Origin of the sequence: Aquimonas sp. (assembly GCF_044377145.1) — a bacterium.
GTDB lineage: Bacteria > Pseudomonadota > Gammaproteobacteria > Xanthomonadales > Xanthomonadaceae > Aquimonas.
The window spans coordinates 1-26,136 of sequence record NZ_JBILJQ010000006.1; the positions used below are offsets into that span (position 1 = coordinate 1).

The 26,136-nt window shown below is 66.4% G+C and carries 25 protein-coding genes and 1 pseudogene; 11 read left to right on the forward strand and 15 right to left on the reverse strand.

What is annotated here, in order from left to right:
- Positions 1-114: 114 nt before the first annotated feature.
- Positions 115-345 (forward strand): annotated as a pseudogene (locus ACIQ7H_RS03295) (fatty acid desaturase); the annotation flags it as partial.
- Between the two features lie 203 nt (positions 346-548).
- Here the strand turns inward: ACIQ7H_RS03295 and ACIQ7H_RS03300 are convergent.
- Genes ACIQ7H_RS03300 through ACIQ7H_RS03315 form a run of 4 tightly spaced genes read right to left on the reverse strand, consistent with a single transcriptional unit; the run spans position 549 to position 1,827 of the window.
- Positions 549-977 (reverse strand): diguanylate cyclase domain-containing protein, encoded by a 429-nt coding sequence (locus ACIQ7H_RS03300; protein ID WP_395788519.1) that lies wholly within the window; start codon positions 975-977, stop codon positions 549-551.
- A 3-nt stretch (positions 978-980) separates the two neighbouring features.
- On the reverse strand, positions 981-1,109 hold the full coding sequence (locus ACIQ7H_RS03305; RefSeq protein WP_395788360.1) for a hypothetical protein: 129 nt from the start codon (positions 1,107-1,109) through the stop codon (positions 981-983).
- 44 nt (positions 1,110-1,153) lie between these two features.
- Entirely contained in the window at positions 1,154-1,354 is a 201-nt protein-coding gene (locus ACIQ7H_RS03310; RefSeq protein ID WP_395788362.1) for a hypothetical protein, read from the reverse strand.
- Positions 1,351-1,827: an alpha/beta fold hydrolase gene (locus ACIQ7H_RS03315; protein WP_395788364.1), complete on the reverse strand. Its 477-nt coding sequence runs from the start codon at positions 1,825-1,827 to the stop codon at positions 1,351-1,353. Before ACIQ7H_RS03315 ends, ACIQ7H_RS03310 begins: the two co-directional genes overlap by 4 nt.
- Before the next feature lie 586 nt (positions 1,828-2,413).
- Here ACIQ7H_RS03315 and ACIQ7H_RS03320 point away from each other — a divergent pair.
- A complete protein-coding gene (locus ACIQ7H_RS03320) occupies positions 2,414-2,677 on the forward strand; it encodes a hypothetical protein (protein WP_395788366.1) in 264 nt (87 codons plus the stop codon).
- 294 nt (positions 2,678-2,971) lie between these two features.
- On the opposite strand, the gene ACIQ7H_RS03325 is transcribed toward ACIQ7H_RS03320, so the two are convergent.
- The gene (locus ACIQ7H_RS03325) at positions 2,972-3,376 is read right to left on the reverse strand and encodes an MAPEG family protein (protein ID WP_395788368.1); all 405 of its coding nucleotides are present in this window, start codon (positions 3,374-3,376) and stop codon (positions 2,972-2,974) included.
- A 330-nt stretch (positions 3,377-3,706) separates the two neighbouring features.
- On the opposite strand from ACIQ7H_RS03325, the gene ACIQ7H_RS03330 reads away from it, so the two are divergent.
- Positions 3,707-4,765 carry an efflux RND transporter periplasmic adaptor subunit gene (locus ACIQ7H_RS03330; protein ID WP_395788370.1) on the forward strand — a complete coding sequence of 353 codons (1,059 nt, stop codon included), beginning with the start codon at positions 3,707-3,709 and terminating at the stop codon, positions 4,763-4,765.
- On the forward strand, positions 4,762-7,896 hold the full coding sequence (locus tag ACIQ7H_RS03335) for an efflux RND transporter permease subunit (protein WP_395788372.1): 3,135 nt from the start codon (positions 4,762-4,764) through the stop codon (positions 7,894-7,896). Before ACIQ7H_RS03330 ends, ACIQ7H_RS03335 begins: the two co-directional genes overlap by 4 nt.
- Before the next feature lie 115 nt (positions 7,897-8,011).
- Here the strand turns inward: ACIQ7H_RS03335 and ACIQ7H_RS03340 are convergent, their stop codons facing one another.
- Both ACIQ7H_RS03340 and ACIQ7H_RS03345 read right to left on the reverse strand, forming a co-directional pair.
- Positions 8,012-8,890 carry a LysR substrate-binding domain-containing protein gene (locus tag ACIQ7H_RS03340; protein ID WP_395788374.1) on the reverse strand — a complete coding sequence of 293 codons (879 nt, stop codon included), beginning with the start codon at positions 8,888-8,890 and terminating at the stop codon, positions 8,012-8,014.
- Between the two features lies 1 nt (position 8,891).
- Entirely contained in the window at positions 8,892-9,062 is a 171-nt protein-coding gene (locus ACIQ7H_RS03345; RefSeq protein WP_395788376.1) for a hypothetical protein, read from the reverse strand.
- Positions 9,063-9,299: 237 nt separating this feature from the next.
- On the opposite strand from ACIQ7H_RS03345, the gene ACIQ7H_RS03350 reads away from it, so the two are divergent.
- Positions 9,300-10,202: a DMT family transporter gene (locus ACIQ7H_RS03350; protein WP_395788378.1), complete on the forward strand. Its 903-nt coding sequence runs from the start codon at positions 9,300-9,302 to the stop codon at positions 10,200-10,202.
- A gap of 198 nt (positions 10,203-10,400) precedes the next feature.
- Here the strand turns inward: ACIQ7H_RS03350 and ACIQ7H_RS03355 are convergent, their stop codons facing one another.
- Positions 10,401-12,020 (reverse strand): carboxylesterase/lipase family protein, encoded by a 1,620-nt coding sequence (locus ACIQ7H_RS03355; RefSeq protein ID WP_395788380.1) that lies wholly within the window; start codon positions 12,018-12,020, stop codon positions 10,401-10,403.
- 130 nt (positions 12,021-12,150) lie between these two features.
- Between ACIQ7H_RS03355 and ACIQ7H_RS03360 the strand changes: the two genes are divergently transcribed.
- The 3 genes from ACIQ7H_RS03360 (at position 12,151) to ACIQ7H_RS03370 (ending at position 15,145) form a co-directional block, all read left to right on the forward strand.
- Positions 12,151-12,813, forward strand: coding sequence for a DsbA family oxidoreductase (locus ACIQ7H_RS03360; RefSeq protein ID WP_395788382.1), 663 nt, complete (start codon positions 12,151-12,153; stop codon positions 12,811-12,813).
- 86 nt (positions 12,814-12,899) lie between these two features.
- Positions 12,900-14,339, forward strand: coding sequence for a S8 family serine peptidase (locus ACIQ7H_RS03365; protein ID WP_395788384.1), 1,440 nt, complete (start codon positions 12,900-12,902; stop codon positions 14,337-14,339).
- An 86-nt stretch (positions 14,340-14,425) separates the two neighbouring features.
- Positions 14,426-15,145, forward strand: a complete 720-nt coding sequence (locus ACIQ7H_RS03370) for a YebC/PmpR family DNA-binding transcriptional regulator (protein WP_395788386.1) — start codon at positions 14,426-14,428, stop codon at positions 15,143-15,145.
- A 104-nt stretch (positions 15,146-15,249) separates the two neighbouring features.
- Here the strand turns inward: ACIQ7H_RS03370 and ACIQ7H_RS03375 are convergent, their stop codons facing one another.
- The 4 genes from ACIQ7H_RS03375 to ACIQ7H_RS03390 form a co-directional block, all read right to left on the reverse strand.
- Positions 15,250-15,555 carry a flagellar basal body rod C-terminal domain-containing protein gene (locus tag ACIQ7H_RS03375; protein WP_395788388.1) on the reverse strand — a complete coding sequence of 102 codons (306 nt, stop codon included), beginning with the start codon at positions 15,553-15,555 and terminating at the stop codon, positions 15,250-15,252.
- A 104-nt stretch (positions 15,556-15,659) separates the two neighbouring features.
- A complete protein-coding gene (locus tag ACIQ7H_RS03380; protein WP_395788390.1) occupies positions 15,660-17,063 on the reverse strand; it encodes a PQQ-dependent sugar dehydrogenase in 1,404 nt (467 codons plus the stop codon).
- A 27-nt stretch (positions 17,064-17,090) separates the two neighbouring features.
- Positions 17,091-18,569 carry a DUF1501 domain-containing protein gene (locus tag ACIQ7H_RS03385; RefSeq protein ID WP_395788392.1) on the reverse strand — a complete coding sequence of 493 codons (1,479 nt, stop codon included), beginning with the start codon at positions 18,567-18,569 and terminating at the stop codon, positions 17,091-17,093.
- A gap of 1 nt (position 18,570) precedes the next feature.
- Entirely contained in the window at positions 18,571-20,355 is a 1,785-nt protein-coding gene (locus ACIQ7H_RS03390) for a DUF1800 family protein (RefSeq protein ID WP_395788394.1), read from the reverse strand.
- A gap of 126 nt (positions 20,356-20,481) precedes the next feature.
- Between ACIQ7H_RS03390 and ACIQ7H_RS03395 the strand changes: the two genes are divergently transcribed.
- Positions 20,482-21,168, forward strand: a complete 687-nt coding sequence (locus ACIQ7H_RS03395; RefSeq protein ID WP_395788396.1) for a hypothetical protein — start codon at positions 20,482-20,484, stop codon at positions 21,166-21,168.
- Positions 21,169-21,221: 53 nt separating this feature from the next.
- Here ACIQ7H_RS03395 and ACIQ7H_RS03400 read toward each other — a convergent pair whose 3' ends face one another.
- The 3 genes from ACIQ7H_RS03400 to ACIQ7H_RS03410 are packed head-to-tail and all read right to left on the reverse strand — an operon-like array spanning position 21,222 to position 23,346.
- Complete coding sequence (locus ACIQ7H_RS03400) at positions 21,222-21,743, reverse strand: adenine phosphoribosyltransferase (RefSeq protein WP_395788398.1); 522 nt, start codon at positions 21,741-21,743, stop codon at positions 21,222-21,224.
- Positions 21,740-22,687 (reverse strand): DMT family transporter, encoded by a 948-nt coding sequence (locus ACIQ7H_RS03405; protein WP_395788400.1) that lies wholly within the window; start codon positions 22,685-22,687, stop codon positions 21,740-21,742. Before ACIQ7H_RS03405 ends, ACIQ7H_RS03400 begins: the two co-directional genes overlap by 4 nt.
- On the reverse strand, positions 22,684-23,346 hold the full coding sequence (locus ACIQ7H_RS03410) for a glutathione S-transferase family protein (RefSeq protein ID WP_395788402.1): 663 nt from the start codon (positions 23,344-23,346) through the stop codon (positions 22,684-22,686). The genes ACIQ7H_RS03405 and ACIQ7H_RS03410 overlap by 4 nt, the downstream gene beginning before the upstream one ends.
- Before the next feature lie 100 nt (positions 23,347-23,446).
- Here ACIQ7H_RS03410 and ACIQ7H_RS03415 point away from each other — a divergent pair, with 100 nt between their 5' ends.
- Positions 23,447-23,854, forward strand: a complete 408-nt coding sequence (locus tag ACIQ7H_RS03415) for a hypothetical protein (protein ID WP_395788404.1) — start codon at positions 23,447-23,449, stop codon at positions 23,852-23,854.
- Between the two features lie 482 nt (positions 23,855-24,336).
- Entirely contained in the window at positions 24,337-25,707 is a 1,371-nt protein-coding gene (locus tag ACIQ7H_RS03420; RefSeq protein ID WP_395788521.1) for an alpha-amylase family protein, read from the forward strand.
- Positions 25,708-26,136: the final 429 nt, after the last annotated feature.

Genomic DNA, 26,136 nt, shown 5'->3' on the forward strand with positions numbered 1-26,136 from the left:
ACTCGGAAGCAACGAGATCGCAAGCATGAGCGAATCCGCCACTCAGGAGAACGAATGACAGCTATCTGGTGAACAGGCTGTCTCAAAGGGGTTGACGCGTTCCGCAGCGACTTCTCCGACTTCCTGCAGGGCCATCTGAACTACCAGATCGAACACCACGTCTGGCCCGATCTGCCCCTGCTGAAGTATCGACAGGCTGCGCCACGCCTGAAGGCGATCTGCCGGCGGCACGGCGTGTCCTATGTCGAAGAGAGCGTGTTCAAGCGCTTCGGCAAGCTGTGGGCGATCCTGATGGGCGACAGCAGCATGCAGCGCACGGATACGCGGACGATCGCGCCGGGCTGACTACTGCGCCGACAGCGCAGCGGCCTCGAAGCCATTCGCGAACACCGCATCGCGCGGCTCCTCCGTTTGGAGTGGCGATCAGGGTCGGCCTGATCAGCTCGGCGCGGAAGGTAGGGGTGGGCAGACGCTTACCAACCCACAACGACTGCCGAGGGCCATGGCTCGGTGTAGACCAAAGGCCGACGCAGGCAGCGTGAGCAGCTTCACAGCCTGGCCGCCGCACTGTAAAAGCGGGGGGTGTTGCGCCCCGCGCCCTTGGCTGCGTAAAGCGCTTCGTCAGCGCTTGCAATCAAGGCTGCAGCTGTGAGCCCGTCGCTGGGGTACAGCGCAATGCCCACCGAAGCACCCACGCCCACCGCATGGCCGTCAATAGTTCGCGGTAGCCCCAGCTTCGTGACCACGCTCTGGGCCAAGACTTCCACCTGCCCACGTGTGCCGGGCTTGTCGAGCGCGATGACAGATTCGTCGCCACCCAAGCGCGCCACCGTGACCACCTGTCGCACCAAGCGCGGCAGGTCGGCAGCCACCGCCTTGAGCAACTGGTCGCCTACGTCGTGGTCCAGCTGGTCGTTCACGGTTTTGAAGCGATCCAGGTCCAGGAACATCACTGCCACGCTGGGGTCTTCGCGCAGGGTCTAACCCAGCAGTTGCGCCAGCAGCTCCAGCAGCAGCGTCCGGTTGGGCAGCTCGGTCAGCGGGTCGTGAAAGGCGAGGTGGCGCAGGCGCTCGTTGTGGCGCCAGCGTTCAGTGATGTCGCTGAACACCTAGACCTGCAGCTGCGGCACCGAGGGGCCAGCACTGATCACCGTCACCGCCTGCCAAGCCAGGTAAACACTCCCGTCCGGGCGCCTTGCCCAAGTCTCGCCTGCCCAGGGCCGTGGGTGTCCAGTTCATGCTGAAAGCGGGTCTGGAAGGCCTGATCGTGGCGGCCTGCGTCCAGCAGGCTTGCGGGCTGGCCGATCGCCTGCGCTGCGGTGTAGCCCACGATGGAAGTGAACGCCGGGTTCACCTACAAGATGAGGCCCTGCTCGTCGGTGACCATGATGGCTTCAGCGGTCCATCAAGGTCCTCGCGCTCGAAGCCTCCTTGGTAGTGCGGCGGATCGTTCAGAAAGCAAGGCGACGGCCCCACCAACACCAGTCGGCCAAACGGCTGCGGCCTAGCGATGGACGCCAACAGCCCCACGCTGCAGTTCACCGAATGACCGACAAAGGTAACGCCCGGCTGCAGCCCCAGGGCATCGCACACCTCCAGCACGTCCTGCGCGTAGCCATGCAGGGAGCCGTAGCGCTGGCTGTCAAATGCCGTCAGGTCAGACTGCCCACTTCCGACGTAGTCAAAAAGCACTTGGCGGTGACTGGGCGCAAAGGCTGGAGTGATGGCCGAGCACATCTGCTGGCTGCAGCCAAAGCCGTGGGCGAAGAGCAGCACCGGGACTTCGGAGCCTGGAACCTGGATGTTGTTGCGTTTGGCGGCGTTCATTGGGAGGCTCCCTGAAGCATAGGAAACGCAATCGTCCCTTCCTGGCTGTCTGTCGAGTAGGCGGCGGCCGAGCAAGCGCTGGCTTGCGCAAGAGTCGGACCAGCACGACTGCGATTTCGGCATCACGCGGGCGCTCAGCCTGGCCCCTCGTGGCCGTCTGTCACTGAATGCCGGGATCGGGCCAAGCGCGCGCCTGCGCAATCGTCGCCGCATCTGAGGGCTGTTGGTCTCGCAATTGGGGCGTGGCAGATCTTGCGACTACGGGGCCGTGGCCGGTGGCCCTCGCGCTGGGGGCCGGTCGTGCGCTTGCTCGTTGTCGCCTTCGGCGTTGTGGCCGTCGGAACGTCACGCGGCCACGGCGGGCGCCACCGAGGTGACCCCGGCGCTCTGAAGCCTGTCCAACCCCGGCTGCAGATGAGCTAGCGCCAGCTCCGCTGTCGCTTCCAGGCGCACTGCGCGACCCACAGTACCAAGACGTGCTCGGCACCCTGTTGGCGCCCACTGAAACCAGCGCTGCCGAACACTTGATCACCTGCGGCAAAGACCTGCTGGCCCTTCTCATGTCCTGCAGCAGCGGGAGGCGGAGATGACACCGTACGCAGCGATCGAACTGCGTTCCAACCACGGGATGCAGTCCGTCATCGACGAACAGGACCATGTTGTGTTCGAGCGGCGTTTGCCGAGCACCCTGGAGCCGGTCTTGCAGGCGCTTGCGCCCTTTCTGAAAGCGCTGAAGGCGCTGGCGGTGGAGTCCACCTGTAACGGGTACTGGCGGGTCGATGGCCTGTTGGACGCGGGCGTGGCTGTTCGGCTGGTGAACACCGCGGCGATTCCGCGTACGCGCACGTGAACACAGGCTGCAACGGTCAAGCCAAGAGCGGATCAGCAGGAAAAGTGAGAAGCCCGGGTCTCAGGAGGAGTCTCGTCGGCCCTGTTGGCACGGGCGGCGCAAGGGTGACCCCTCTGTGCACGCCTCCACCGGCAGCTGCCGTGGATGCCACGCGGATGAGCGAATCCGGAGGCACGCTGTCACTGCTCATGAATTCGTTGGATGGAAAGCGTCAATCTCACTTGTAGGGCAGAGAAGCGCAGCGCATCGACCCGCACGTCCCAGCCCGTGGATCATCGTGGCGGAACCCGAACGCTAACCGACCACTTCCGCCTGAAATCCGCCGAGTAAATGCGCCCACAGCCCCAACACCGCCAGAAAGTTCAGCGTGAATACCAGCCCGCGCAGGCGGACGTTGCCGGTGAAGACCTGCACGATGCTGTGCAGCAGGCGACCCGCGATGAACAGCCAGGCAAGCGTGAGCGCGGCGCTGGAGGCCACGGGCAGCAGAAGGCAGGCCAGATGGAAGAACAGCCGCCACTCGAACTGGTTCGACAAGTTGGCGCTGATACGCGGCTCCACCGTTGCGAACGGGTTCAAGCCGTCAGCACGACGACCGATGCCCCAGACCTTGGGCGCACGCACCACCGTCAACGCGGCGTAAAGCGCGGCAGCCAAGGCGACATGCGCGGCCATAGGCAGGATCAGTTCGTTCGTCATAAGGCGTTTGCTCCCAAGAACAACCCGGCGATCCTGGCCAACCATGCAAGCAGAAGCAGAAGCGCCAGAAGCACCACATGCCCGATCAGGGCGGGCTGCAGCAGGACGTAGTACGCGAGCTCCAGCGCTTCCGGAATCGACCGTTCGCGAAGGCTACTGCAAACAACGCCGCCAGCTCTGCTGCTGCCTCCGGCCCATAGACGACCCTGCCCATGACATGCAAAGAGGTAACGAAACTCACCTACCCTCCTGCTGCGCCCCATGCTGAAATGGCGACTTGAAGCGCGCAAGCCGACCTGCCAGCGCGCACGTTAGACAGGATGTCCCGACATGCGCCCCATTGCACTGGCAACGCCAGCCCTTTCGCTGGCCCTGTTTCTGTTCGCGCTGAGCGCAGCGCCTGCCTTCGCACAGACCGATGCACAGTCTGCGCCTTCCGCTGCGCCACCCACGATTGAGCTGCGGGCGGTCGAAGACGTCGCCCTGCCCGACCGACACAGCGCCAGCGCGTCCGTACTGGCGCCGAACGATGCGGTGATCGCGGCCGAAATCTCCGCGACGGTGTCCGAGGTGCAGATCGAAGCCGGCCGCAGCGTCGCCCGCGGCGAGCTGCTGGTGAGCCTGGACGAACGCGACGCGCGGCTTGCGCTGCAGCAGGCCGAAGCGCAGCTCACAGCGGCCCAGGCGCGGCTGACACTGGCGACCCAGCGCGCGCAGCGCGGACGCAGCCTGCGCGCCGATCGACACATCAGCGAAGACGAACTGCTCGCGCTTGAAACAGGCCTGGATGCCGGCGGGGCCGACGTCGCACTGGCCCGCGCAGGCCGTGATGCCGCCGCCCGCCAACTGGACAAATGCCGAGTGCGCGCGCCGTTCGATGGCGTAGTGCTGGAACGCCAGGCCCAGGTCGGCGCGCTGGCAGCGCCTGGCACCCCGCTGCTGCGACTGGTGTCCACTGCCGCGCCCGAAGTCGAAGCGCAGATACCGCCTGAGTTTGCGCAGGACCTCGCCTACGCTCTGGAGGTCCACTTCGAAACCCGCGGCCAGCGCCATGCGCTCGCCTTGGTCGCGCTGTCCCCGGTGCTGGAGCGCGCGGCGCGCACCCAGCTCGCGCGCTTCTCGTTCCAGAACCCCGCAGCGGCGGCCGGCAGCACCGGTCAGATCACGTGGACAGGCCCGCGCCTGTTGCTGCCCGCCGAACTGATGGTCAAGCGCAACGCCCAGCTCGGCGCGTTCATTGAGGAAGACGGTGTCGCACGCTTCGTCCTGGCGTCTGACGCGCAGGAAGGTCGCCCGTTCCGCCTGCAGCTGGCGCCGGGTACACGCGTGGTCAGCCGCGGCCAGCAGGGCCTGAACGACGGTGATGCGCTGCCGGCGGTGGAGCAATGAGCCTGCTGGAACGCCTGATCACCCACCATCCGCTGGCGAACATCGCTTTTGTGGTCGTGCTGGTGATGGGCGCATTGGCCTACGTTTCGATGCCACGCGAGCAGGACCCGGAGATCAACTTCAACTGGCTGAACATCAGCACCGCGCTGCCGGGCGCCTCAGCCGAGGATGTCGAAGCCAAGATCACCAATCCGCTGGAGGACGCGCTGCGCAATGTGCAGGACGTGCGCTGGGTGATCAGCAGCTCGCGCGAGGGCGTCAGCAACATCCTGGTGCGCTTCCGCGAGATCGACGAGCGCACGTTCGACAAGCGCGTCAACGATGTGCGTCGCGAGATCCAGAACAAAGCCAATGCCGAACTGCCGGTCGAGGCGCTCGACCCGGACATCCTGGAGATCACCTCGGCGAACGGGTTTCCCACCGCCATGGTGGTGCTGCGCGGCCAGGCCGATGACGAGCATCTGCGCTTCGCTGCCCGCAGCGTGCGCGAGGACATCGAGCGCATCAGCGGGGTTGACCGCGTGCTGGCGCTGGGCTTCCGCGACCCGGAGCTGCGCGTCGAGTTCGACCCCCAGCAGTTGGCGGCGCGTGGTGTGAACGCCGTGCAGCTGGCGGACGCCCTGCGCGGCTGGTTCCGCGACGTGTTCGCTGGCAAGCAGGACGCCAGCGATGCCGAATGGCTGGTGCGTGTGGCCGGTGCCGTGCCCGACGTGGAGCGCCTCGCGGGCTTTGAACTGCCGCTGGATGGCGGCAGCTCGGTGCGGCTCGACACCTTGGCCGAGGTGCGCCGGGTCAGCCAGCGCCCGCGCCAGCTGGTCGGCACCGACGGCCAGCCGGCGGTGCTGATGTCGATTACCAAGATCGGCGGCAGCAACACCCTGGAACTGGTCGACCGGCTGCGCGAGTACGTCGAGCGGAAGAACGCGGTGCTGGCCAGCACGGGGCTGTCGCTGGTGCTGAGCGACGACCAGTCGCTGCCGACCCGCGACGCGCTGGCGATCATGCAGGACAACGCTCTGGTCGGCCTGATCCTGGTGCTGGGGGTGTGCTGGCTGTTCCTCGGCTCGCGCATCTCGGCGATGGTGGCGCTGGGCGTGGTGTTCTCGATCGCTGGAACCTTCATTCTTCTGGATGTCACCGGCAACTCGCTCAACGTCTCGGTGCTGCTCGGCATCGTCATCGTGCTGGGCATGCTGGTCGACGACGCCGTGGTGGTGGTCGAAGCCATGTACTACCGCATGCAGCGCGGAACCGACGCACTTCAGGCCGCGCTCGAAAGCCTACGCGAGGTCGGACTGCCGGTGCTGGCCGCGGTGACCACCACCGTGGCGGCCTTCCTGCCGCTGATGCTGCTGCCGGGCATCCTTGGCCAGTTCATGTTCGTCATTCCCTTCGTGGTGACGGTGGGGCTGACGGTGAGCTTGATCGAGGCCGTGTGGATGCTGCCCGCACACGTCGTCGCATTGGGCCCCAAGGCACTCAGCGGCTCGCGCAGCCAGGCCTGGCGTGAGCGCTGGACGCATGCGCTGCGGGTCAAGTACACGCGTGCGCTGATCCACGTCATGCGCCGACCGGCGCGGTATCTCAGCGGTGCCTTCGCCCTGTTTCTCGGAACCATGGGTCTGATCGTGCTGGGCGCGGCCTTCAACAGCGGCCCGGTGCGCTTCAACTTCTTCGCCTTCGATCCGATCCGGCTGTTCTACGTCAACGTCGACCTGCCGCCGACCACGCCGATCGAGGAGAGCATCCAGCACACGCTGACGGTGGAGCAGATCGTGCGACGGCACCTGCGCGCGGGCGAGGCCCGCTCGGTGGTGTCGATGGCAGGCATCAAGTTCACCCCGGACGAAGCGGTGTTTGGCGATCGCTACGGCCAGATCGCGGTGTCGCTCAATCCCGCGACCGACGACTCGCGTCTGATCGACGACATCATCGAAGCCATGCGCGAGGACGTCGAGTCCGCCCCGGTGCCTGCAGCGCTGTCCTTCCTCAAGCTGAGCGGCGGCCCGCCCACCGGCAAAGCCATCAGCGTCAAGGTGCGCGCCGACGATCCCGCAGAGCTGGCGGCCGCCGCCGAGCGGGTGAAGCAGATCGTCAAGGGTATCGAGGGCGCACGCGACATCAGCGACGATGCCAGCCCCGGACGCAGCGAGCTGACCCTCGAAGTCGACGTGGCCGCCGCCCGCGAGGCCGGGCTGGACCCGGCCGCGGTGGCACGTCTGGTGCGGCTGCATGTCGACGGCGAAGTGGTGGCCGACCTGCGCGACCGCGGCGAGAAGGTCGAACTGCGCGTGCAGGCGCGGCCGCAGCGGCTGGATCGGGTCGAGGCCCTGTTGGCGCAGCCGGTGGCCTTGCCCGGCGGCGGCAGCACCGTCCTGGGCGCCCTGGTGAAGGCTGAGACGCGCACCAGTGCCGACCTGATCAAGCACTGGAACTTCCGCCGCGCGATCACCGTCGAGGCCGATCTCGATCTCGACCTGAACAATGCGGTGGCGGCGGCGCAGACCCTGCGCGAGCAATGGGAGACCGTGCGCGCGGAGTATCCGAACGCGGACCTCGACTTCTCCGGCCAGCTCGACGACATCAACGAATCGCTGGCGGCGATGGGGCCGCTGAGCCTGCTGGGCATCGGCCTGATCTATCTGATCCTGGCCGCACAGTTCCGCAGCTACTGGCAGCCCTTGCTGATCCTCGTCACCGTGCCCTTGGCCCTGGTCGGCGTGACCCTGGGCGTGGTCGTCTCGGGCAACCCCGTCTCGCTGTACACCCTGTACGGCGCCATCGCTCTGATCGGCATCTCGGTGAACGGTGCGATCGTACTGATCGATGCCGCCAACCAGCGCCGCGCCGCCGGCATGCGCACCCTGCATGCGGCCATCTACGCCGCGCGCCGCCGCGTGATCGCCATCGCGATGACCACCGGCACCACCATCGCCGGTCTGTTCTCGCTGGCCATGGGCTTTGCGGGCGAGAGCCTGCTGTGGGGCCCGGTGGCCTCGGCCATCGTCTGGGGTCTGGCCTTCTCCAGCGTGCTGACCCTGTTCGTGGTGCCGGTGCTGTACCGGCAGTTCATGAAGGGCCGGGCGCCGGGCACGATGGGCCTGGTTGAACCGGTGGCCATCGGAGGCTAGTTGGATTGCGCTGGACGGCTCGCGTAGTCCGCTCAGCGCACTCCCCGCGCACTGCTGTCGCACGCGGCGCCACCGCGACCGCAGTCCTCGGCGCCGCGCCGCAGAGCAGGCAAGTTCAAGCCGTGGCCTGTGCCAGCAGCCAGTCGACCATGGTCCGTGCCGCCGGCCGCAGCCGCCGGTGCTCCGCGTACACCACGTGATAGCTGTAGCGACCCGGCAGCTCCGGGCCGGGCAACTGAACCAGGCTGCGTTCCCTCAGCCAGGGACCGAGGATACTGGAGCGCGCCAGCGCTGCGCCGAGGCCCTGCTCGGCGGCTGCGAGCATGTCGGTGCTGTCGCTGAACACGTAGCGCTCGTCCAGCCCCGAAAGGCGCAGGCCGGCGATGCGGCACCAGTCGCGCCAGCCCTGTACGGCGAGGTCGGAGATCAAGGGCAGCCGCGCGACCTGCGCCGGAGTCTTGATGCCCTTGGCCATCGCTGGTGAAGCCACCGGGAACAGGCTGTCCTGCAGCAAGGGATGCGCGACCAGCCCCGGCCAACGGCCTGGCCCATAACGAATGCCGAAATCGGGCCCGCTGTCGTCGAAGCGGGTGAGTGCGCTGCCGGTGTCAATCGACAGTCGGACCTCCGGATGGGCGCGCGCGAACTCGGGCAGCCTCGGAATCAACCAGCTGGACGCGAACGAATGCAGGGTGGTGATGCGCACCGGCGCATCCGCCGCGCTGCTGCGCTTCAAGCCGCTGATCACCCCGTCGATGTCGGCGATCGCGCCGGAGGCGGCATCCGCCAGCTGACGCCCCTCGGCCGTGAGCCGCACGCCGCGTGCGTGGCGTCGGAACAGAGGCAGGCCCAGCCGCGCCTCCAGCCGACGCACATGGTGGCTGACTGCGCTGGCCGTGAGATGCAGCTCCTCGGCAGCATGGGCGAAGTTCTGATGGCGCGCGGCGGCCTCGAACGCGGCGAGTGCGGACAGCCAATCGCTGTGCAGGGCCATCTCAGTGCAGCGCCCTGTCGCGACACTCACCCGGCAGTCGCGGGCATCGGCATGCGGCGCCGTCGAGCACGCTGGGGTCGGCGATGCGTGTGGTGACGGCCCGCGCTACAGGAGAACTCGGCACCGCGATGCCGTGCGCCGGGCACATCTGATCCTGCAGATCGCGATTCATTCAAAACTCCATGAGGCTGACCGCCGGGCGGCTTAGCCACAAACAAGGCTTGTGGCTCGACCAAGCATAAATCGCTTGTGGCTTGGCACGCGGCGCGGACAATCCGGGATCGCTGCAGTGGTGCGAATCAGCGCTGTCCGAATCCGGCCAGCGCGCCGGTCTTCGGCCCGGCATGCTCCCGGCCACGCAGCGTGTTTGCGGCTCTCCCTCCCCCGAGTTCGCCCACCGAGTACGCCCATGTCCGTTTCCGCGAGTGCTGTTGCTGTGCCCGACGCTTCCACCGCCAGCGCACGCTGGCTGACCCCGGTCGAGCTCGGTGTGCTCGGTGCGATCTGGGGTGCGTCCTTCCTGTTCATGCGCGTCGCCGCCCCGCACTTCGGCGCTTTGGCCCTGGTCGAGATCCGGCTCGCCGCCGGTGCGCTGGTGCTGCTGCCCTTCCTGTGGCTGGCGCGAGCGAGGTTCCCGCTGCGCCTGTGGCCCTTGCTGGCCTTGATCGCTGCGATCAACTCGGCCGTACCGTTCACCTTGTTCGCGTGGGCAGCAGAGCGCGCGCCGGCCGGCATCGGTGCGATCACCAATGCCATGACCGTGCCCTTCACCGCCCTGGTCGGTTTTTTGTTCTTCAGCGAGAAGATCGGCACACGCCGTGCGCTGGCGCTGGCGGCAGGCTTCGTCGGCGTGCTGGTGCTGGCCAGTGGCCGCAGCGCCGGTGCAAGCGTCGGCATGGCCGCGGCAGCCGGCACGCTGGCGGCATTCATGTACGGCTTGGGCATCAATCTGGTGCGGCGGCATCTTTCGGGGCTGCCGCCCGCTGCAGTCGCCGCGGCCACGCTGAGCTGTGCGGCCCTGCTCGCCCTGCCCTTCGCCATCGCGACCTGGCCTGCGTCGAACCCGCCGCCGCTGGCCTGGGCCGCGGCGCTCGCGCTGGGCGTGCTGTGCACGGGTATCGCGATGGTCGGCTACTACCGGCTGATCGCCCGCATCGGGCCCAGCCGCGCTTCAACGGTGACCTACCTGGTTCCGCTGTTTGGCGTCAGCTGGGCCTGGTGGTTGCTGGATGAGCCGGTCACCCTGCCGATGGTTCTGGCGGGTGCGCTGATTCTGGGCAGCGTGGCGATCAGCCAGCGCGCGCCGCGCTGAGTGAACGCTAGGCACGTCGATCGCAAACCGCGATCGACGTACACATGGCGCACAGGCATGGCTTGGCGCGATGCGCGACCACATTGGTCAAATGAGTCCTGAGCGGACACGGCGGCGCAATGTCGCTCTGTTCGACGTGGCGGACCCGCAGGCCGAGCGCCGATAACGTTCAGGCACCGAACCGGATCACCACCCCGCTCAAGTGCCCGGCTGCACGTAGGGCACTTTGGCGAACAGCCGTCGCTCCCGGCCGCGGTCGTCTTCGACCACGCGCAGCGTGCTGTCGAAGATCAGCGCGGGGCGCGCGGGTACTTCGAACTTTGGCCACGTCGGCAGGCCAGCGTCGTTTGGGTCACCGCTGCGCGCGAACGCGATCAGCGCCGTGCTCATCGCATCGGCCAGGGCTTGCGCGGGTGCGCCGCCGTCGCGAGTCCAGTCATCAGCGGCGATGTTGTCGAACACCAGCGGGATGTCCAGCGTGTGCGGCGCGCCGTAGCGGCCTCCGTCCAGCGGCGATCGCCAGTGCAGGTAGTAGATCCAGGTCGGTGCGCCCTGTTCGGCGCGACGCTCGCTTGCAATCACCATTCCTTTCCACGAGCGCGCCGCTGTGGTTGCCGAGAAGAACACCTGGGCCGGCGTGTAGTCCGGATACCAGCGCCGATAGCGATTGACGATTCCGGCCGGGTCGAGCTCACCGATGAACGGCGCAACATGCCGCTGCAGTGCCACCGGCACACCGTCCCAGTCGAGTTCGAACAGGCCGGGCTCGGCGCGTCCGATCAGGCTGGTGGTCTCGTCGTGGGTGTTGCCGAGGACCATCGGCAGGGCCGCCGACTGCGGCGGGGCATCGGGCGTGAGCGGATCGCGCGGCAGGCTGCGGCCATCGACCACCGGCGTCCAGGTGCCACCGCGCATCGCTTGCATCAGCTCCAGCATCGACGCTGACTGCAGCACAGCGAGCGGATCTTCGGCGCTGCCAGTGGCCGCGCCCAGCCGCTGCAGCACTTCGCGCGCGGTCGCCACGGCATTGGCGCGGATGCGCCCGGTGATCTGCTGCCCGCTCATGGTCCACGCGCGGTGGAACAATCCCCGCGCCGCCGGCATCGCCATCAGGGTGGCGATCTTGGCGCCGCCACCGGACTGCCCGAACACAGTGATGTTGCCAGGGTCACCGCCGAAGGCCGCGATGTTGTCGCGCACCCACTGCAGGGCCAGTAGCAGATCGAGCTGGCCGACATTGCCGGAGTCGGCGTAGCGCGCGGGGTCCTGCACGCCGAGGTACAGATAGCCGAAACCGTTGAGGCGATGATTCACCGTCACTACAACCACATCGCCACGCCGACTGAGCCGGGCGCCGTCGTAGACCGGCTCATTGACGCTGCCGTTGGCATAGCCGCCACCGTGGAAATACACCAGCACCGGCCGCTGCGCACCCGCACCGATCGAGGGCGTCCACACGTTGAGACTGAGGCAGTCCTCGCTCATCTCGCTGAGGTCAGCTTCTCCATCGCCATTCAACACCTGCGGGCAGCGCGGCGCATGCGCCAGCGCTTCGCGCACGCCCGTCCACGCGGGCTCGGGCAGCGCTGGCTGGAACCGGCGTGGACGCGTGTCCTCGCCGTAGTGAATGCCGCGGAACGCCGCCACGCCTTCGGACTGCAGCCCCCGCAGGCGGCCGGCGACAGTGTCGACTTCGATGCTCGGCACGGCAGGCGCATCCTGAGCCGAGGCACCGCTGGCGAACATCACCAACAGCAGGCCGGCCAGGGCGCGCGCACGGTGCACGTTGAACAACAGGGGGGCTTGAGCGTGGCGCATGCAGACGGGCTCTTCGTGCGGGACCCGCAGCCTAGCGCGGGCTCGCAACCGCGCATACGGACCCCGATCACCGAAAGCGCGCGCGCCCGCATGGCAAACTCCAAGGCCACGAACCACCGAGCAGCACCGCATGCCCACCACCCTGCGCATCGACTTCGTTTCCGATATCGCCTGCCCCTGGTGCGCGGTCGGCCTGCACGCCCTGCAGATCGCGCTGATGCGGCTCGGTGATGCCGTCAGCACCGAGCTCCACTTCCAGCCCTTCGAGCTCAATCCGCAGATGGTCGCCGAGGGCGAAGACACCGAGGAGCATCTGGCGCGCAAGTATGGCGGCGGGCCCGAAAAGCGCGCGCAGATGCGCGAACTGCTGCGTCAGCGTGGCGCCGAGGTCGGCTTCGAGTTCCGGCTGGATCAGCGCTCACGCATCTACAACACCTTTGATGCCCATCGGCTGCTGCACTGGGCCGGCACCGAGTCAGCCGCTGGGCAATTGGCGCTGAAACAGGCCCTGCTGCGCGCGTACTTCACCGAAGGCAGAAACCCTTCTGATGCAGCAGTGCTGACCGACTGCGCGCACCAGGCAGGGCTCGATGCCGCCGCTGCTGCGCAGGTGCTGGCGCGTGGCGAGTATGCAGCGGACGTTCGCACGGCCGAGCAGCGCTTTCTGCAGCAGGGCATCCAATCAGTACCCGCGACGATCATCAATGGCCAGTACCTGATCTCGGGCGGCCAGCCTGCCGACGCTTATGAAGGCGCGCTGCGAGAAATCCTGGGCAAGAACTCCGGCGCCTGACACCTCTCGGCAATACTGCGCCCGCGACAAGTCCGACGCCTTTGGTTAGCCTGCCGACTCGATCCACTCGAATCTCGGACGCCCGCATGCTCGCCACCTCCCTGCTGCTCTCCGCCGCTCTTGGTGCCTCGATCGAAACCGCCGCGGTTGAACCGGTGCTGGTGGTCTGGCGCGAGCAGGCCGAACTGGGCGACATGGCCGACCTGCGCGGCGATGCACGCGCCCTGGCCGCGTGGGAACGGCTGCAGGAAGTGGCGACGAAGCAACACGCCCAGGCTGAGCAACTGGCCCGCACACACGACGGTCGCGTCCTGCGTCATTACACGGTGGTCAATGCCAGCCTGATGCAGCTGCCTCCGTCGGCTCGCCAAGCCCTGCGCGCTGACGCATCGGTTGCAGCCGTGGTGGCCGACCGCAGCTTCAAGCTGCAGCTGCCCGACACCGAAGCCGTCCCCGCCACGCTGACACCACAGGCGGTTGAAGCCAGCCTCACCCTGATCAAGGCGCCCGAGGTGTGGGCGCTGGGCCACCTGGGACAGGGGATCACGGTCGCCAGCGCCGACACCGGCGTGCAGTGGAACCACCCTGCCCTGATCAGCCAATACCGCGGCAACCAGGGCGGCAGCGTGACCCATGCCTACCACTGGCATGACGCCGTCCACGCCACCGGCAGCAGCTGTGGCGCTGATAGCGCCGTTCCCTGCGATGACAATTCGCACGGCAGCCACACCGTCGGCACCATGGTCGGTCTGGATGGCGTCAACCAGATCGGTGTCGCGCCACAGGCGCGCTGGATCGGCTGCCGCAACATGAATGCCGGCGACGGCTCGCCTTCGACCTATCTCGAGTGCATGGATTTCTTTCTGGCCCCGACCGACGCCAGCGGCCAGAACCCGCAGCCGCTGTTGGCGCCGCATGTGATCAACAACTCCTGGGGCTGCCCGCCCAGCGAAGGCTGCACCCCGGAACAAAGCGCCCTGCTGGAGACAGCGGTCAACACCCTGCGCGCTGCCGGCATTCTGTTCGTGGCCGCGGCTGGCAATTCCGGCTCGGCCTGCAGCTCAATCACCGATCCGCCGGCCTACTTCGCCGGCTCACTGACGGTGGCGAACGCGCGCATCGACAACACCATGAACGCGAGCAGCTCACGCGGGCCGATCACCGTTGACGGCAGCGGCCGCATGAAGCCCGACCTCAGCGCACCGGGCACCTCGATCCGCTCCAGCCTCAACAACGGTGGCTATGGCAACAAGACCGGCACCAGCATGGCGGCTCCGCACATCGCTGGCGTGGCCGCCCTGGTGATGTCAGCCGAGCCGTTCTACCAGCGCAATCCCGAAGCCCTGGAGCTGCTTCTGACCCAGGCCGTGGTGCCGATGACGCTGACCCAGACCTGCGGCGGTATCGCCCCGAGCGTCTACCCGAACCCCGTGGCCGGCTATGGCCGCATCGACGCGCTGCGGGCGATCGAGCTGATCCCGAGTCCGCTGCTGAGCGACGGATTCGAGGGTGAAGGCATCCGCTGAGTCGTGCGGTGCCGGCGCACGGGCTCCGCTTCCTGCCGCTGTTCTGGCAAGCTTTCCCGCTTTCCCCCGCTTTGAAGGACATCGTCATGGGTCGAGGCCCGAGCATTGAAGGTCGCAAGAACGCCGAGGACGCCCGCAAGGCGAAGATTTTCACCAAGCTGATCCGCGAGATCGCGATCGCCGCCCGCGGTGGTGCCGACCCCGCCATCAACTCGCGTCTGCGCCTCGGCATCGACAAGGCACTGGCCGCCAACATGACCAAGGACACCATCGAGCGCGCGGTCAAACGTGGCTCGGGTGCCGATGGCGCCGACAACATGGAGGAGATCCGCTACGAAGGCTATGGGCCCGGCGGCGTCGCCATCATCATCGACACCATGACCGACAACAGCGTGCGCACGGTTGCCGATGTTCGACACGCGCTGTCAAAGCACGGCGGCAACCTTGGCACCACCGGCTCGGTGGCGTTCCAGTTCCAGCGCCGCGGCGAGCTGATGTTCGACACCCCCGACAGCGCCGCCGAAGACCGCCTGATGGAAGTCGCGCTGGATGCGGGCGCCGATGATGTGCAGAGCGCGGATGGCCAGAGCACGGTGATCTGCGAGCCCAACAGCTTTGAATCGGTCAAGCAGGCGCTGGTCGCGGCCGGCCTGAAGCCGGTGCAGGCCGACATCCTGCTGGTGCCGGACAACCGCATCGAGGTCAGCGGCGAGGCGCTGGAAGATCTTCAGGACATGCTCGATCGTCTGGAATCGCTGGACGATGTGCAGGACGTTTTCCACAACGCGATCCTGCCGGAAGACTGAGCACGCAGCGGCGAAACGCGCGACACCGTGGCCAAATCACACCGCGGTAGCGCCGCTGCAATGCCGGCCGATCAGGGAGCACGATCGGGCCAACACAAACATGCTCAGGCGCGGATATCCAGCAGGTTGCCGAGCAGGCTGTCTTGAGTCTTCAACATTTTGAGATTCGCGGCGAAAGATTGCTTGGCCTCCAGGCTGTTGACCAAGTCGGTGGTCAGCCCATCGCCCTGCTGCACTTCGCTGGCGCGGCGCAGCTCGGCGCTCACGCCGCCGCCCATCTGCTCGCGGCTTTCGACCTCGAAACGCCGGAAACCGGTGCTTTCGCGATTGGCGATGTTGCTCGCACTGGCGGTCAGGCGTGCCTGCGCGGCGGCCATACCGGAGCGGGCGATACCGAAAATGTCGCTCATGAAGGCTTGCCCCTGCAGCGGGCGGACCTTCCGCCCTGAAGCACCATATCGACCGGCGCAGCGCGAACTGTAGGCTCGCGCCGCGCTTTTCGAGCACTCGGGATTCAGAGGCTGGTTTCGAACCCGTTGGCGAAGATCGCGTTTGGATCGGAGCGCAGGCCATTGAGCCGCAGCAGATTGCCATTGCTGCGCACCAAGTACAGCTCACCGGCTTCGTCCTCGCCAAAGCCGGTGATTCCCGAGCCAACGTTCTGCACCGCGCTGGCCGGGTGACTGAAGGTAGTGGAGCTGAGCTGGTTGGCCGCCCACACGTTGCCGCTGCAGAAGTCACCGTAGAAATAGCGGCCCGCGGCAGCGTTCACCGGCCCGCGGTAGCGGAAACCACCCGTGACCGAGCACTCATTGCCTGAGCGTGCGTAGTCGAACGCCGGTGGGGTGTAGGCGACCACGGCGGTCGGGCAACTGTTGGAAGTGGTGGAGGTGCCCTCACGACAGCGCCAGCCATAGTTGCGGCCGCCCACGCCCGAAGGTTCGAAGTTGATCTCTTCACGCGAACCCTGACCGACATCACCGATCCACAGATCGCCGGTGGCGCGATCAAAGCTGAACATCCACGGGTTGCGCAGGCCATAGGCCCAGACTTCGTCACAGGCTGCATCCAGCGCGCCGCCCACGCCGGGCTGGCTGGGGGGAATCGCATAGGCGGCCGCGTCGGTGGTGCGTGGCCGGCCGCACAGCTGGCCACTACCGACTGCCGTAGTTCCATCGATATCCAGCCGCACCATCTTGCCCAGCAGGGCGCGTGAATCGGCATTGCCGCCATTGCTGGTGAAGTTGGTGTCGACCGCGCAAGAGCCGGCATTGTTCAAGCTGGACGGCGCCAGGTTCTGCGCGCGCTCACAGGGGTCGTCTCCGCTCCCACCGTCGCCCAGGCCAAGGTACAGATAGCCGTCGGGACCGAAGCTGAGATGGCCGCCATTGTGGTTGGTGAAATCCTGATCGACCCGCAGCACCACCGTGCAGGTCGCGAGATCGGCCGGACTCAAGACATCCGCCGCCGGATTGGACGCGGTATAGCGCAGCAGCATGGTGTCGCCATTGACGTCGGTCATGCTGACGAACAGCCGCCCGTTATTGGCGAACATCGGATGAAAGGCGACGCCAAGCAGGCCGCGCTCACCGCCCGAAGTAAAGCCGACGGTGACGGCGCTGGCAGCGCCGGGATAGGTGCACTGGGTATTGCTGTTCAGCGTGAGGTAGCCAGGGGCTAGCAGGCTGCCGTTGCGCACGACGCGCACTATTCCTGGCAGCCCCTGCTGCTGGTTGCCCTGCTGGTTGACGAACAGCCGACCGCTGCCGTCACCCGCATGAGTCAGCCCGATCGGCGAGGTGAATCCTCCGAGGAACTGCTGGAACACCGGCGGATCCGGCGGGGTGCCGGCGAGGGCGAAGGGACTGCAGGCGAGCGCAAGTGCCCCGCTGATGCAGCGGCTGAGAACTGGATTCATGAGAGTGCTCCGCTGGAATGGATCGGCCTACGCCATGAAGCCGAGGTTTGGGCCGCCAATCGACAGCGGCGCGCCGGCCATGTACTGCAGGTTCGGGAAGATGGTAGCGCGGTCGGCATCCGACAAACCGTACCAGCGCGCGAGCGTCGCCGCGTACTGGTCGGCCGACAGCGTTGGAATGACCTGGCCCCAGCCTGCATCGTCCGGATTGCTGGCCGAGGCAAGCAGGCTGGGCATGCGCCCGTAGATGCGCTGGCCGTTGACCGCTCCACCGAACACCAGGTGATGCCCGCCCCAGCCGTGGTCGGTGCCGTCGCCGTTGATGCTGAGGGTGCGACCGAACTCCGAGGCGGTGAAGGTCGTCACCGAACTGCCCAGCCCCATTGATGCGTGATCGAGCACGTCATAGAAGGCCTTGACCGCCTGCGATAGCTGGCGCAGCAGGTCCGGGTGGTCTGCCAGCTGGCTGTTGTGGGTGTCGAACCCTCCCAGGCCGGCGTAGAAGAGCTGCCGGTTCATGGTCAGCGTGCCGCGGGCGCGGATCATCCGCGCGATCATCAGGAGCTGTGCCGCCAGACGTGGCAGCTCGACCAGACTGGACGGGTTCCACGCCAAGCCGAACGCATCCCAGAACGGGCGGAACATCACGTCATTGGCCGGTACGGTGGCGAGCGCAGCACTCACCTGCTCGCTGGTCTCGAGCGTGCGCAGGGTTTTGCCGGCGTAGGCGCGCTCGAACGGATGCGTCTGCTGCTGCCCCATCAGCCCGTTGAACGCGAGACAACGGCGGCGATTCCAGCCTTGGCCACCATCCGCGCAGTTCGGCGCACCGGTCTGGATGAAGCTCACCTGCTCCACGCCCTGCGAAGACATGAAGTAGGGCGCCACCTGCACACCGGACTGGAACACATTGTCGCCGTCCAGCGACACGTTCATCGACAGCACCTGATTCGGATTGCTGGCAGCGAAGATGTCGGCCAGACGCCCGCCCCAGCCGGTGCGGCTGGGATCATCCGCACGCGGCGACTGCCAAACGACGGTCTGGTCCGAGTGCGAGAACAGCTGCGGCGGAAGCATCGCCCCCGGCTGTTGGTAGGTCGGCTTGGTCATCGGCCGCACCAGCGGGCCGACGTTGGCAACGACCGCTGCACGCCCGCTGTTGAACATCTGCTGGGCGCCGGTCATCACCGGATGCAGACCGTACTGCCCACCGTCCAGCGGCGCCACACTCGGGTTGAGCGCCAGCAGCTGCGCCTGCGGCACGGCAAGCCCGCCGCGGCGAGCGCTGTAGTCGCTGTAGCGCGCGTCACGCGGCACCACCATGTTGAAGCAGTCGTTGCCGCCATGCAGATAGATGCACACCAGGGCGCGGTAGCCGCCGCCCAGCAGCTGCGGTGTGGCAGCCTGGGCCAACTCCAGTTTGCCGAGCATCGAGCCAAACGCGGCGCTTGCGGCCGTGGTCTTCAGCGCGCGGTGCAAAAATTCGCGACGGTGCAGGGTGCTCATATCACTTCTCCACCACGTATTCGGGCGATATCAGGATCAGCCACAGAGCGTCCTGCACGCGCTGCCTGCGTTGCTCGGCGTTGCTTGATCCCATCCCGTTCAGATGATTGATCAGCAGGGTACGCATCTGCGTACTCATGCGTCCGCCCATGAACAGCAGGCTGTAGCGATCGACCAGTGCAGCGCTGTCGTGGGCGATGGCACTATCGCGATTGAGATCAACCTTGACCGGATCCCAGGTGCCGGTATTGGAACCCTGCCAGGCCCAGAAGATCTTGGCGCCGATCTCATTGGTCATGCGGGTGATGTAGGTGTCAGTGGTGATCTGGAACTCCGGCGAGTACAGCCCGGCGCTGGCGATCTCGCCCGGCAGCTGGTAGCTCGGCAGGTAGAAATTGAACACGGTCGGCGAGCTCAGCACAGCTTGTGAGCCGTACTGGTCCGGCCCCTCGCGAATCGCGCCGTCGCTGGAGCGCGCATCCAGCGCCCGCCACAGCTGGGTGACCCGCAGAAGTGGCTCGCGCAGCTTGCCGAAGTGGGCCGGCGCCTGCGCCGGATTGCGTGCTTCGACGTCCATCAGGATGGCGCGCATGACGGCGCGCAAGTCGCCACGCACCCCGCTACCGTTGTTGTTGAAGGCCGCAGCAACCCGCCCTACATAGGCCGGCGACGGATTGCTGGTGGTGAAACGCTGGATCAGCAGGCGGCCCAGAAAGGGGCCGACGTTCGGGTGGTTGAACACATTGTCGAGCGCGGCCGTCATGTTGGCGCGCGCCTGCCCACCCGCAGGCAGCACGCCGCCAGATAGGCTGACGCCGGGGTAGTTCAGCAGCTGCTTGGTTCCCGCCGAGGCGTGATAGATCGAACCGAACTGGGTGCCCTCTCCCCAGGGCTTGAGCGGCTGCCGCCAACCTTGCTGCAGTCGCCAATCGGTGCCGCCGGGCCCGGGGCCGCAGTACAGCCAGTCCCACCAGTTGAAGTTGCCGGCGGTTTCAGTCGCGGCCGGCGGAATGCAGGTGCTCCAGTTCCAGCCGGTGAACACATGCGCGAAACCGCGGATGGTGTCCTGAGTGTAGGTCGGAATAGGCTGGATGCCCGGCGTGGACAAGTTGCCATCGACCACGCTGCCATCGGCATTCAGACGCACCAGGCCCACGCTGAACAGCTGCATGATCTCGCGGGCGTAGTTCTCGTCCGGGCGGATGTTCAGCAGCTCATCCGGCTTGCGGTTCTTGAACATCGACAGGTAATGACCCATCACCGGGTGCAGGGTGACGCTCTCCAGCAGGGTGCGGTAGTTGCCGAAGGCCGATGTGCTGAGCATGTCGTGGTAGTGGGCCAGCGCATTGGGATTGCCCTCGACCGCGCCGTTCTGATCCGACACCACCAGAATCTGCGACAGCGCGAACGCAAGCCGCTGGCGCAGCTGATCGTTACCGCTCAGCACATTGCGAAACCAGATGTCATTGCGCTTGTCCTGCCAGACCACACTCGGATCAACCTGCATCAGTTGATCGAGGTGCGGCAGCTGCAGCGAGGCGGGTGCGGCGAACTGCTGATTCAGCCAAGCCGTGTAGCCGAGTGTTCGCAGCCGGGTGATCTCCGGCAGGGTCGCTCCGAAGGTGGCTTGGTTCAGAAAACGCGCGGCTTCGGCATCGGTCAGCGGCCCTTCTGGCGGCGACTCGAAGCTATCGCGAAACACGGATTGGGCGGATACCGATCCAGCGCTGCCCAACACACAGGCGATCAGCAACAGACTGCGGACGAAACGTTTCGGGGCGACCATGGACGGCTCTAGCGACTAAGCGCAACATTGCAAACAATCTCAAAACAACCGCTGCGGTGTCCGTGCTCACTATCACGGAAAGCCTCTATGGTTCGCTGCCAGCCCAAGATCAGGCGAGCTTTCACCATGAATTCCGCACCATCCAACGCCATCACGGAACCTGCCAGCCGGAATTCGCGCTGCAGCAGCCTTGGCGCCTGCTGCGCATTCGCGCTGACAACGCTGCTGTCGCCGCTCACGGTGCTGGCGTTTTCACAGGGCGCGCCGATCTGCGAGGTCAACACGCTGCCGCTGATCGAAATGAGCCCGACACTGGCGAACCCCGCGCCGGAAGGCTGGACCCTGGTCATCGCAGAACGATTCGCCCTGGGCCGGCCGCTGTTGATCCAGCTGCGCAATACCGACCCGAACCGACGTGCGCGCGGCGTGCTGCTGTGGGCGAAGTCCGGCCCCGCTACCGGCGCGGGCAGTTTCGCCCTGCCGGGCAACGGACGCTGGCAGCACATTCCCGCGCCGGCCAACTGCGGACTGTGGGCGATCTCGCACACCGATAGCCAGCCGAAATCGCAGGCCGAACTCAGCTTCGAATGGGTGTCTGTCGACTACAGCTCGGCCATCCTGCGCGCCTTCATCATTGAAGACTGCAGCGCGCCGCAAGGCTGTCGCGATCAGCAGGCGCTGACGCCGATCACCCTGGTCCAACCGGCGCTGTTCTTTGACGGCTTCGAGCCACCGGCGGCGGCAGTCGCGGACCCGGATCCGGTTTGGCTGCCTCCTACCAGCCGCTCGCCAAATGCGCAGCGCACAGACTGATCCGCCATCAGACGCACCTGCCGCAGCGCGACACCGGCGCGGGCGACGCTGCCTCAGTAGCGCAGCACGGCGTTGAGCGGAGTCGTCGTTCCCCAACGCTGCCGACCGTTCAAGCCGGCGAGCTCGATCAGCACGCTGGCGCCGCGCAGCCGCGCACCGCTGCGAGCCACCAGCGCGGCTGCGGCGGCAAGCGTGCCGCCGGTGGCGAGCACATCGTCGACGATCACCACCTCGGCGCCACAGGCGAACGCGTCGGCGCGAATCTCCAGCCGATCCTGACCGTACTCCAGACTGTAGGGCTCGCTCAGCACCGGCCCCGGCAGTTTGCCGGGCTTGCGGATCGGGGCGAAACCACAGCCCAGCGACTGCGCCATCGCCGCGGCGAAAATGAAACCCCGTGATTCGACCCCGCAGAACACTGCAGGCGGCTGCTCGCGCCAAGGCGCCAGCAGGGCTTCAATCGCCCCGGCGAAACCGTCCGGGTCCGCCAGCAGCGGGCTGATATCGCGAAACAGAATCCCCGGCTTGGGGAAATCCGGAACGCTACATATCAATGCACGCAACGATGCACTCATGTGTCTTTTCCTCGCACAAGCGACGGCGCGCCACGCTGGCTGCCGATGAAAATGCCCAGGGCCGACAGCAGCAGCCCGGTCCAGTCGAGCAGATCGGTGACGCGTCCGAACAGCAGCACGTCGACCCCGAAGGCCAGCAGCGGCTGCAACAGCAGCAGCAGGCCGACCATCGACGCATCGAGGCGCGGCAGTGCGTAGGAGATCAGCAGCCAGCCCAGCACCTGCCCGAACAGGGCCAAGCCGAGCAGCGCGGCCCAGCTGCCGGCATCCGGGATCACGAAACTGCTGCCTTCGACCGCACCCGCCATCCCCAACATCAGCGCGCTCAGCAGCGAACACCAGCACAGCAGATACATCGAGCTGGCTGCGGGCACGCGTTGCTGGATACGACGGAAGCTCAACATGTAGACGGCATAGGCCAAGGCCGTCAGTACGCCCAACCACACACCCCACTGATAGCCAACTCCGACCGCGCTCCAGCTGCGGCCGACCAGCAGCCACAGGCCGGCAAACGCCAGCAGCACGCCGACCACGAACTGCGGGCGCAGGCGTTCGCGAAACAGCAGCACGCCCGCCAGCGCCATGAAGAACACCTGCAGGTTGCCGATCAAGGTCGCCAAGCCTGGCCCGATCAAGTGAATACTGCGATGCCACATCATCAAATCGATCGCAAACGCGAACGCCGGCAGCGACAGCGCGAGCACGATCGTCAGCCGCGGTCGCCACGGCGCACCAACGGCACGCAGCAGCATCAGCAGCATCAGCCCGCCGAACAGCATCCGATAGAAGGCCGATATGGTCGGCGCCACCTCGGCCAGGCGCACGAAAGCGCTGGTACTGCTGATCAAGACCGCCCCGCCGAGCATCGCCCAGGTGGCGCTTCGATCGGAGCGCGGCGGCGGCAGCACCGCGGCGCCGAGCGGCTCGGTCGGGCCCAAGCTCACTTGAGCGCTTCGTACTTGGTCAAGCGCGCAGGTTCGGCGACACCGGCGTCAATCCACGCCCGCAGCGCGGGCTGCGCCAGCATGTGTTCCACATAGGCCTGCGCCACCGGCGACAGCGGCGCGCCATAGCCACGGAAGCGCAGCACCACCGGCGCGAACATCGCATCGACGATGCCGAACTCCCCGCACAGGAATTCACCCTGCCCCGCAGCGGCCTGACGCAGCTGCGACCACAGCGCCTGCACGCGCTCGATATCGGCCGCAGCGGCTTCGCTCCAGCGATAGTTGTTGGGCTGGCGTGCGCAGTTCATCGGCAGCTCCTGGCGCAAGGCACCGAAGCTGGAGTGCATCTCGCAGGCGGCCGAACGTGCCAGCGCACGCAGGCTCGGATCCCGCGGCCAGCCGCGGCCGTCGAGGCAGGTGTCGTTGACGTACTCGCAGATCGCCAGCGAATCCCACACCACCCGGCCATCGTGATGCAGCACCGGCACGCGCTTGCTCGGCGACACCGCCGCCACCTCGGCCGCGAACTGCGGCGTGTCCAGCCATAGCACGCGGTCCTCGAAGGCCAGCCCGAACTGCTGCATCAGCAGCCACGGCCGCAGCGACCATGAGCTGTAGTTTTTGTTGCCGATGTACAGAACCGGTGCTGCGCTCATGGGGAACTCCTGCGGATGGGGAAATCGACGGCGACCGCACGCCTGCGTCGGCGCGGCCGCGTATATTCGCCGATCCAAACGACAGCGGGAGTGCCATTCGATGCTGCGACCCAAAGTGCTGATGCTCGCCTTCATCGCCGGCTTTCTCGCCACCCTGATCTTCCACCAGGGCGTGCTGGGCCTGCTCTACCTCGCCGGCCGCGTTGCGATGGCGCCGTGGAACCTTACCCCGGTGCCGCCTCTGGGCGTTCCGCAGGTGATCTCGCTGGCGTTCTGGGGCGGCCTGTGGGGCATCGCGCTTTGGGCGCTGATCCGCAGCCGCCGCGGCGTCAGCTACTGGGCGCTGGCGATCGCGCTCGGCGCCCTGCTGCCCAGCCTCGTCGCCTGGTTTGTGGTGTTTCCGCTGAAGGGCATTGCACTCAGCGCCACGCTCGTCTTCGGCGCGCTACTGCTGAACGGTGCATGGGGCTTGGGCGTGGGGTTGTATATGCGGCTGTTCAGGGCCTGACAGCCGGGAATGGGGAGTCGGGAATAGGGAATGGTCTGGCGCTGGCGCGCACAGTGCCCTCATGGCATCGGCTATCGAGCTGCTCGCTCCTGACGATTCCCGATTCCCGATTCCCGATTCCCCGCCCTGAATACGTATGCATGGGATTGTTATGCAGCGCACCACCTGCCTACGCTTCGGCCCGCAGGAACGAGCTGCGTTTGCCGTGACAATCGACCACCCAGGCGTGGTCAGCCCGGCAGCGTGATCGCCCTCCTGCCGCAGCCCGGCCGCTACAGCGCGCAGTAGACGCGTGGCCGGAACGCTGTGAGTGCCGACGTCCGCCCGCGCGGACGCGGCGGCCCATTGATTCGGGGAGGGAGATCCACATGAACCGTCAAACGACGGACGCCAGCATGCGTCCGCAGCTGCAAAGCTTTGCCCGCAATTTGCTGATCCGCAGCATTCGACGCACACGCCGCATCGCCGCCTGCCTGCCCGCGCTGGGTGTCGCGATGGGGCTGATCACTGCCAGTCTGCCGGCGCGTGCCGACGTGATCCTGCACGCCTTCAACTGGCGCTATGACACAGTTGAAGCGCGCGCCGCCGAGATCCAGAGCCTCGGCTACAAGGCCGTGCTGGTCGCCCCACCGCTGAAGTCATCCGGCAGCGCCTGGTGGGCGCGCTATCAGCCGCAGGACTACCGCTCGATCGACCACCCGCTGGGCAACCGCGAATCGTTCAGCCGCATGTCGACTGCGCTGCGGGCACGCGGCATCCGCGTCTACGCCGACATAATCCTCAACCACATGGCCAACGAGGCCTATCAGCGCGCCGACCTGAACTATCCGGGCCAGACGGTGCTGAACCAGTACGCCAGCAACACCAGCTATTGGAACAACCAGCGCCTGTTCGGCGACCTGCGCTACAACTTCCTGTCGCAGTCCGATTTCGGGCCGTCCAGCTGCATCAACAACTACAACGATGTCTGGCAGGTGCAGAACTGGCGGCTGTGCGGCGGTGGTGGTGATGTCGGCCTGCCCGACCTGCTCGGCAACAGCTATGTGATCGGCCAGCAGCGCGCCTACCTGCAGGCTCTGAAAGGTCTGGGCGTGACCGGTTTTCGCATCGATGCGGCCAAACACATGCCGCTGTCGCACATCAACAGCGTGCTGACGGCCGAGATCAAGTCGGGCGTGCACGTGTTCGGCGAGGTGATCACCAATGGCGGCGCTGGCGACGGCGAGTACAGCGGCTTTCTGCAGCCGTACTTGAACGGGACCGACCATGCCGCCTACGACTTCCCGCTGTTCGGCAGCATCCGCGGCGCCTTCAGCTTCAGCGGCAGCCTGAGCGCCCTGGTCAACCCGGCGGCGGTCGGTCAGGCGCTGCCGAACTCGCGCGCGGTGACCTTCACCGTCACCCACGATATCCCCAACAACGGCGGCTTCCGGTACCTGATCCTAGACCCCACCGACGAAAAGCTGGCCTATGCCTACGTGCTCGGCCGCGATGGCGGCAGCCCGCTGCTTTACTCGGACAACAACGAGAGCGGCGACAACCGCTGGGTGAATGCCTACAGCCGCGGCGATCTGGCGGCGATGATCCGTTTCCACAACGCGACCCAGGGCAGCGACATGCAGGTGCTGTCGCACAGCAACTGCCACATCCTGTTCCGCCGAGGCAGTCTCGGCATCGTCGGCATCAACAAATGCGGCAGCACGGTCAACACCAGCATCAACATGAACAACAGCGTGCTCTGGTGGTACGCCAACTATCGCGATGTTCTGGATGCGAACAGCGTCGTCAACATCGGCAGCAGCAGCTACACCTTCAGCCTGCCGGCGCGGCAGGCGCGGATGTGGTTGCGCTGAAAGCCGGGAATCGGGAATCGGGAATCGGGAATCGATGCTTCGCTTCCACAAGAGGACATGCCAGGGATTCCTGCTTCCGCCTCAACGGAGCGAGCCTTGAGCCCCTCTCCCGATGGGAGAGGGGTTGGGGAGAGGGTTCGGTCGGAGCGAGTACTCGACCCCAGACAGGCTCTTCAACTTCACTTCATCGGCATGTCTCAGCACCGCACTGGCGGGCGTCGATTTGAAGCCGGATTCCAAAGGCGACTTCGAGCACTGCCTCGTTGCTCGAAGTTGCCGGACCCTCTCCCCACACCCTCTGCCGCGGGGAGAGGGGCTATCGCGCACAACACCTGCCAGCACGGCAGAGCGTCCCATCCAAAGTTCGCCAAGGTCGACACGCACTGGATGCCTGACCGCACCCATCAGGAATCCCTCATGCCCATTCTT

Excerpts from the sequence above, each read along its gene's own strand:
- ACIQ7H_RS03320 (WP_395788366.1), top strand. The coding sequence starts at position 2,414 with ATGACACCGTACGCAGCGATCGAACTGCGTTCCAACCACGGGATGCAG.
- ACIQ7H_RS03340 (WP_395788374.1), bottom strand. The coding sequence starts at position 8,890 with ATGGCCCTGCACAGCGATTGGCTGTCCGCACTCGCCGCGTTCGAGGCC.
- ACIQ7H_RS03315 (WP_395788364.1), bottom strand. The coding sequence starts at position 1,827 with ATGAACGCCGCCAAACGCAACAACATCCAGGTTCCAGGCTCCGAAGTC.
- ACIQ7H_RS03350 (WP_395788378.1), top strand. The coding sequence starts at position 9,300 with ATGTCCGTTTCCGCGAGTGCTGTTGCTGTGCCCGACGCTTCCACCGCC.
- ACIQ7H_RS03330 (WP_395788370.1), top strand. The coding sequence starts at position 3,707 with ATGCGCCCCATTGCACTGGCAACGCCAGCCCTTTCGCTGGCCCTGTTT.
- ACIQ7H_RS03360 (WP_395788382.1), top strand. The coding sequence starts at position 12,151 with ATGCCCACCACCCTGCGCATCGACTTCGTTTCCGATATCGCCTGCCCC.
- ACIQ7H_RS03385 (WP_395788392.1), bottom strand. The coding sequence starts at position 18,569 with ATGAGCACCCTGCACCGTCGCGAATTTTTGCACCGCGCGCTGAAGACC.
- ACIQ7H_RS03325 (WP_395788368.1), bottom strand. The coding sequence starts at position 3,376 with ATGACGAACGAACTGATCCTGCCTATGGCCGCGCATGTCGCCTTGGCT.
- ACIQ7H_RS03400 (WP_395788398.1), bottom strand. The coding sequence starts at position 21,743 with ATGAGTGCATCGTTGCGTGCATTGATATGTAGCGTTCCGGATTTCCCC.
- ACIQ7H_RS03375 (WP_395788388.1), bottom strand. The coding sequence starts at position 15,555 with ATGAGCGACATTTTCGGTATCGCCCGCTCCGGTATGGCCGCCGCGCAG.
- ACIQ7H_RS03370 (WP_395788386.1), top strand. The coding sequence starts at position 14,426 with ATGGGTCGAGGCCCGAGCATTGAAGGTCGCAAGAACGCCGAGGACGCC.
- ACIQ7H_RS03355 (WP_395788380.1), bottom strand. The coding sequence starts at position 12,020 with ATGCGCCACGCTCAAGCCCCCCTGTTGTTCAACGTGCACCGTGCGCGC.
- ACIQ7H_RS03390 (WP_395788394.1), bottom strand. The coding sequence starts at position 20,355 with ATGGTCGCCCCGAAACGTTTCGTCCGCAGTCTGTTGCTGATCGCCTGT.
- ACIQ7H_RS03415 (WP_395788404.1), top strand. The coding sequence starts at position 23,447 with ATGCTGCGACCCAAAGTGCTGATGCTCGCCTTCATCGCCGGCTTTCTC.
- ACIQ7H_RS03345 (WP_395788376.1), bottom strand. The coding sequence starts at position 9,062 with ATGAATCGCGATCTGCAGGATCAGATGTGCCCGGCGCACGGCATCGCG.
- ACIQ7H_RS03335 (WP_395788372.1), top strand. The coding sequence starts at position 4,762 with ATGAGCCTGCTGGAACGCCTGATCACCCACCATCCGCTGGCGAACATC.
- ACIQ7H_RS03380 (WP_395788390.1), bottom strand. The coding sequence starts at position 17,063 with ATGAATCCAGTTCTCAGCCGCTGCATCAGCGGGGCACTTGCGCTCGCC.
- ACIQ7H_RS03395 (WP_395788396.1), top strand. The coding sequence starts at position 20,482 with ATGAATTCCGCACCATCCAACGCCATCACGGAACCTGCCAGCCGGAAT.
- ACIQ7H_RS03410 (WP_395788402.1), bottom strand. The coding sequence starts at position 23,346 with ATGAGCGCAGCACCGGTTCTGTACATCGGCAACAAAAACTACAGCTCA.
- ACIQ7H_RS03365 (WP_395788384.1), top strand. The coding sequence starts at position 12,900 with ATGCTCGCCACCTCCCTGCTGCTCTCCGCCGCTCTTGGTGCCTCGATC.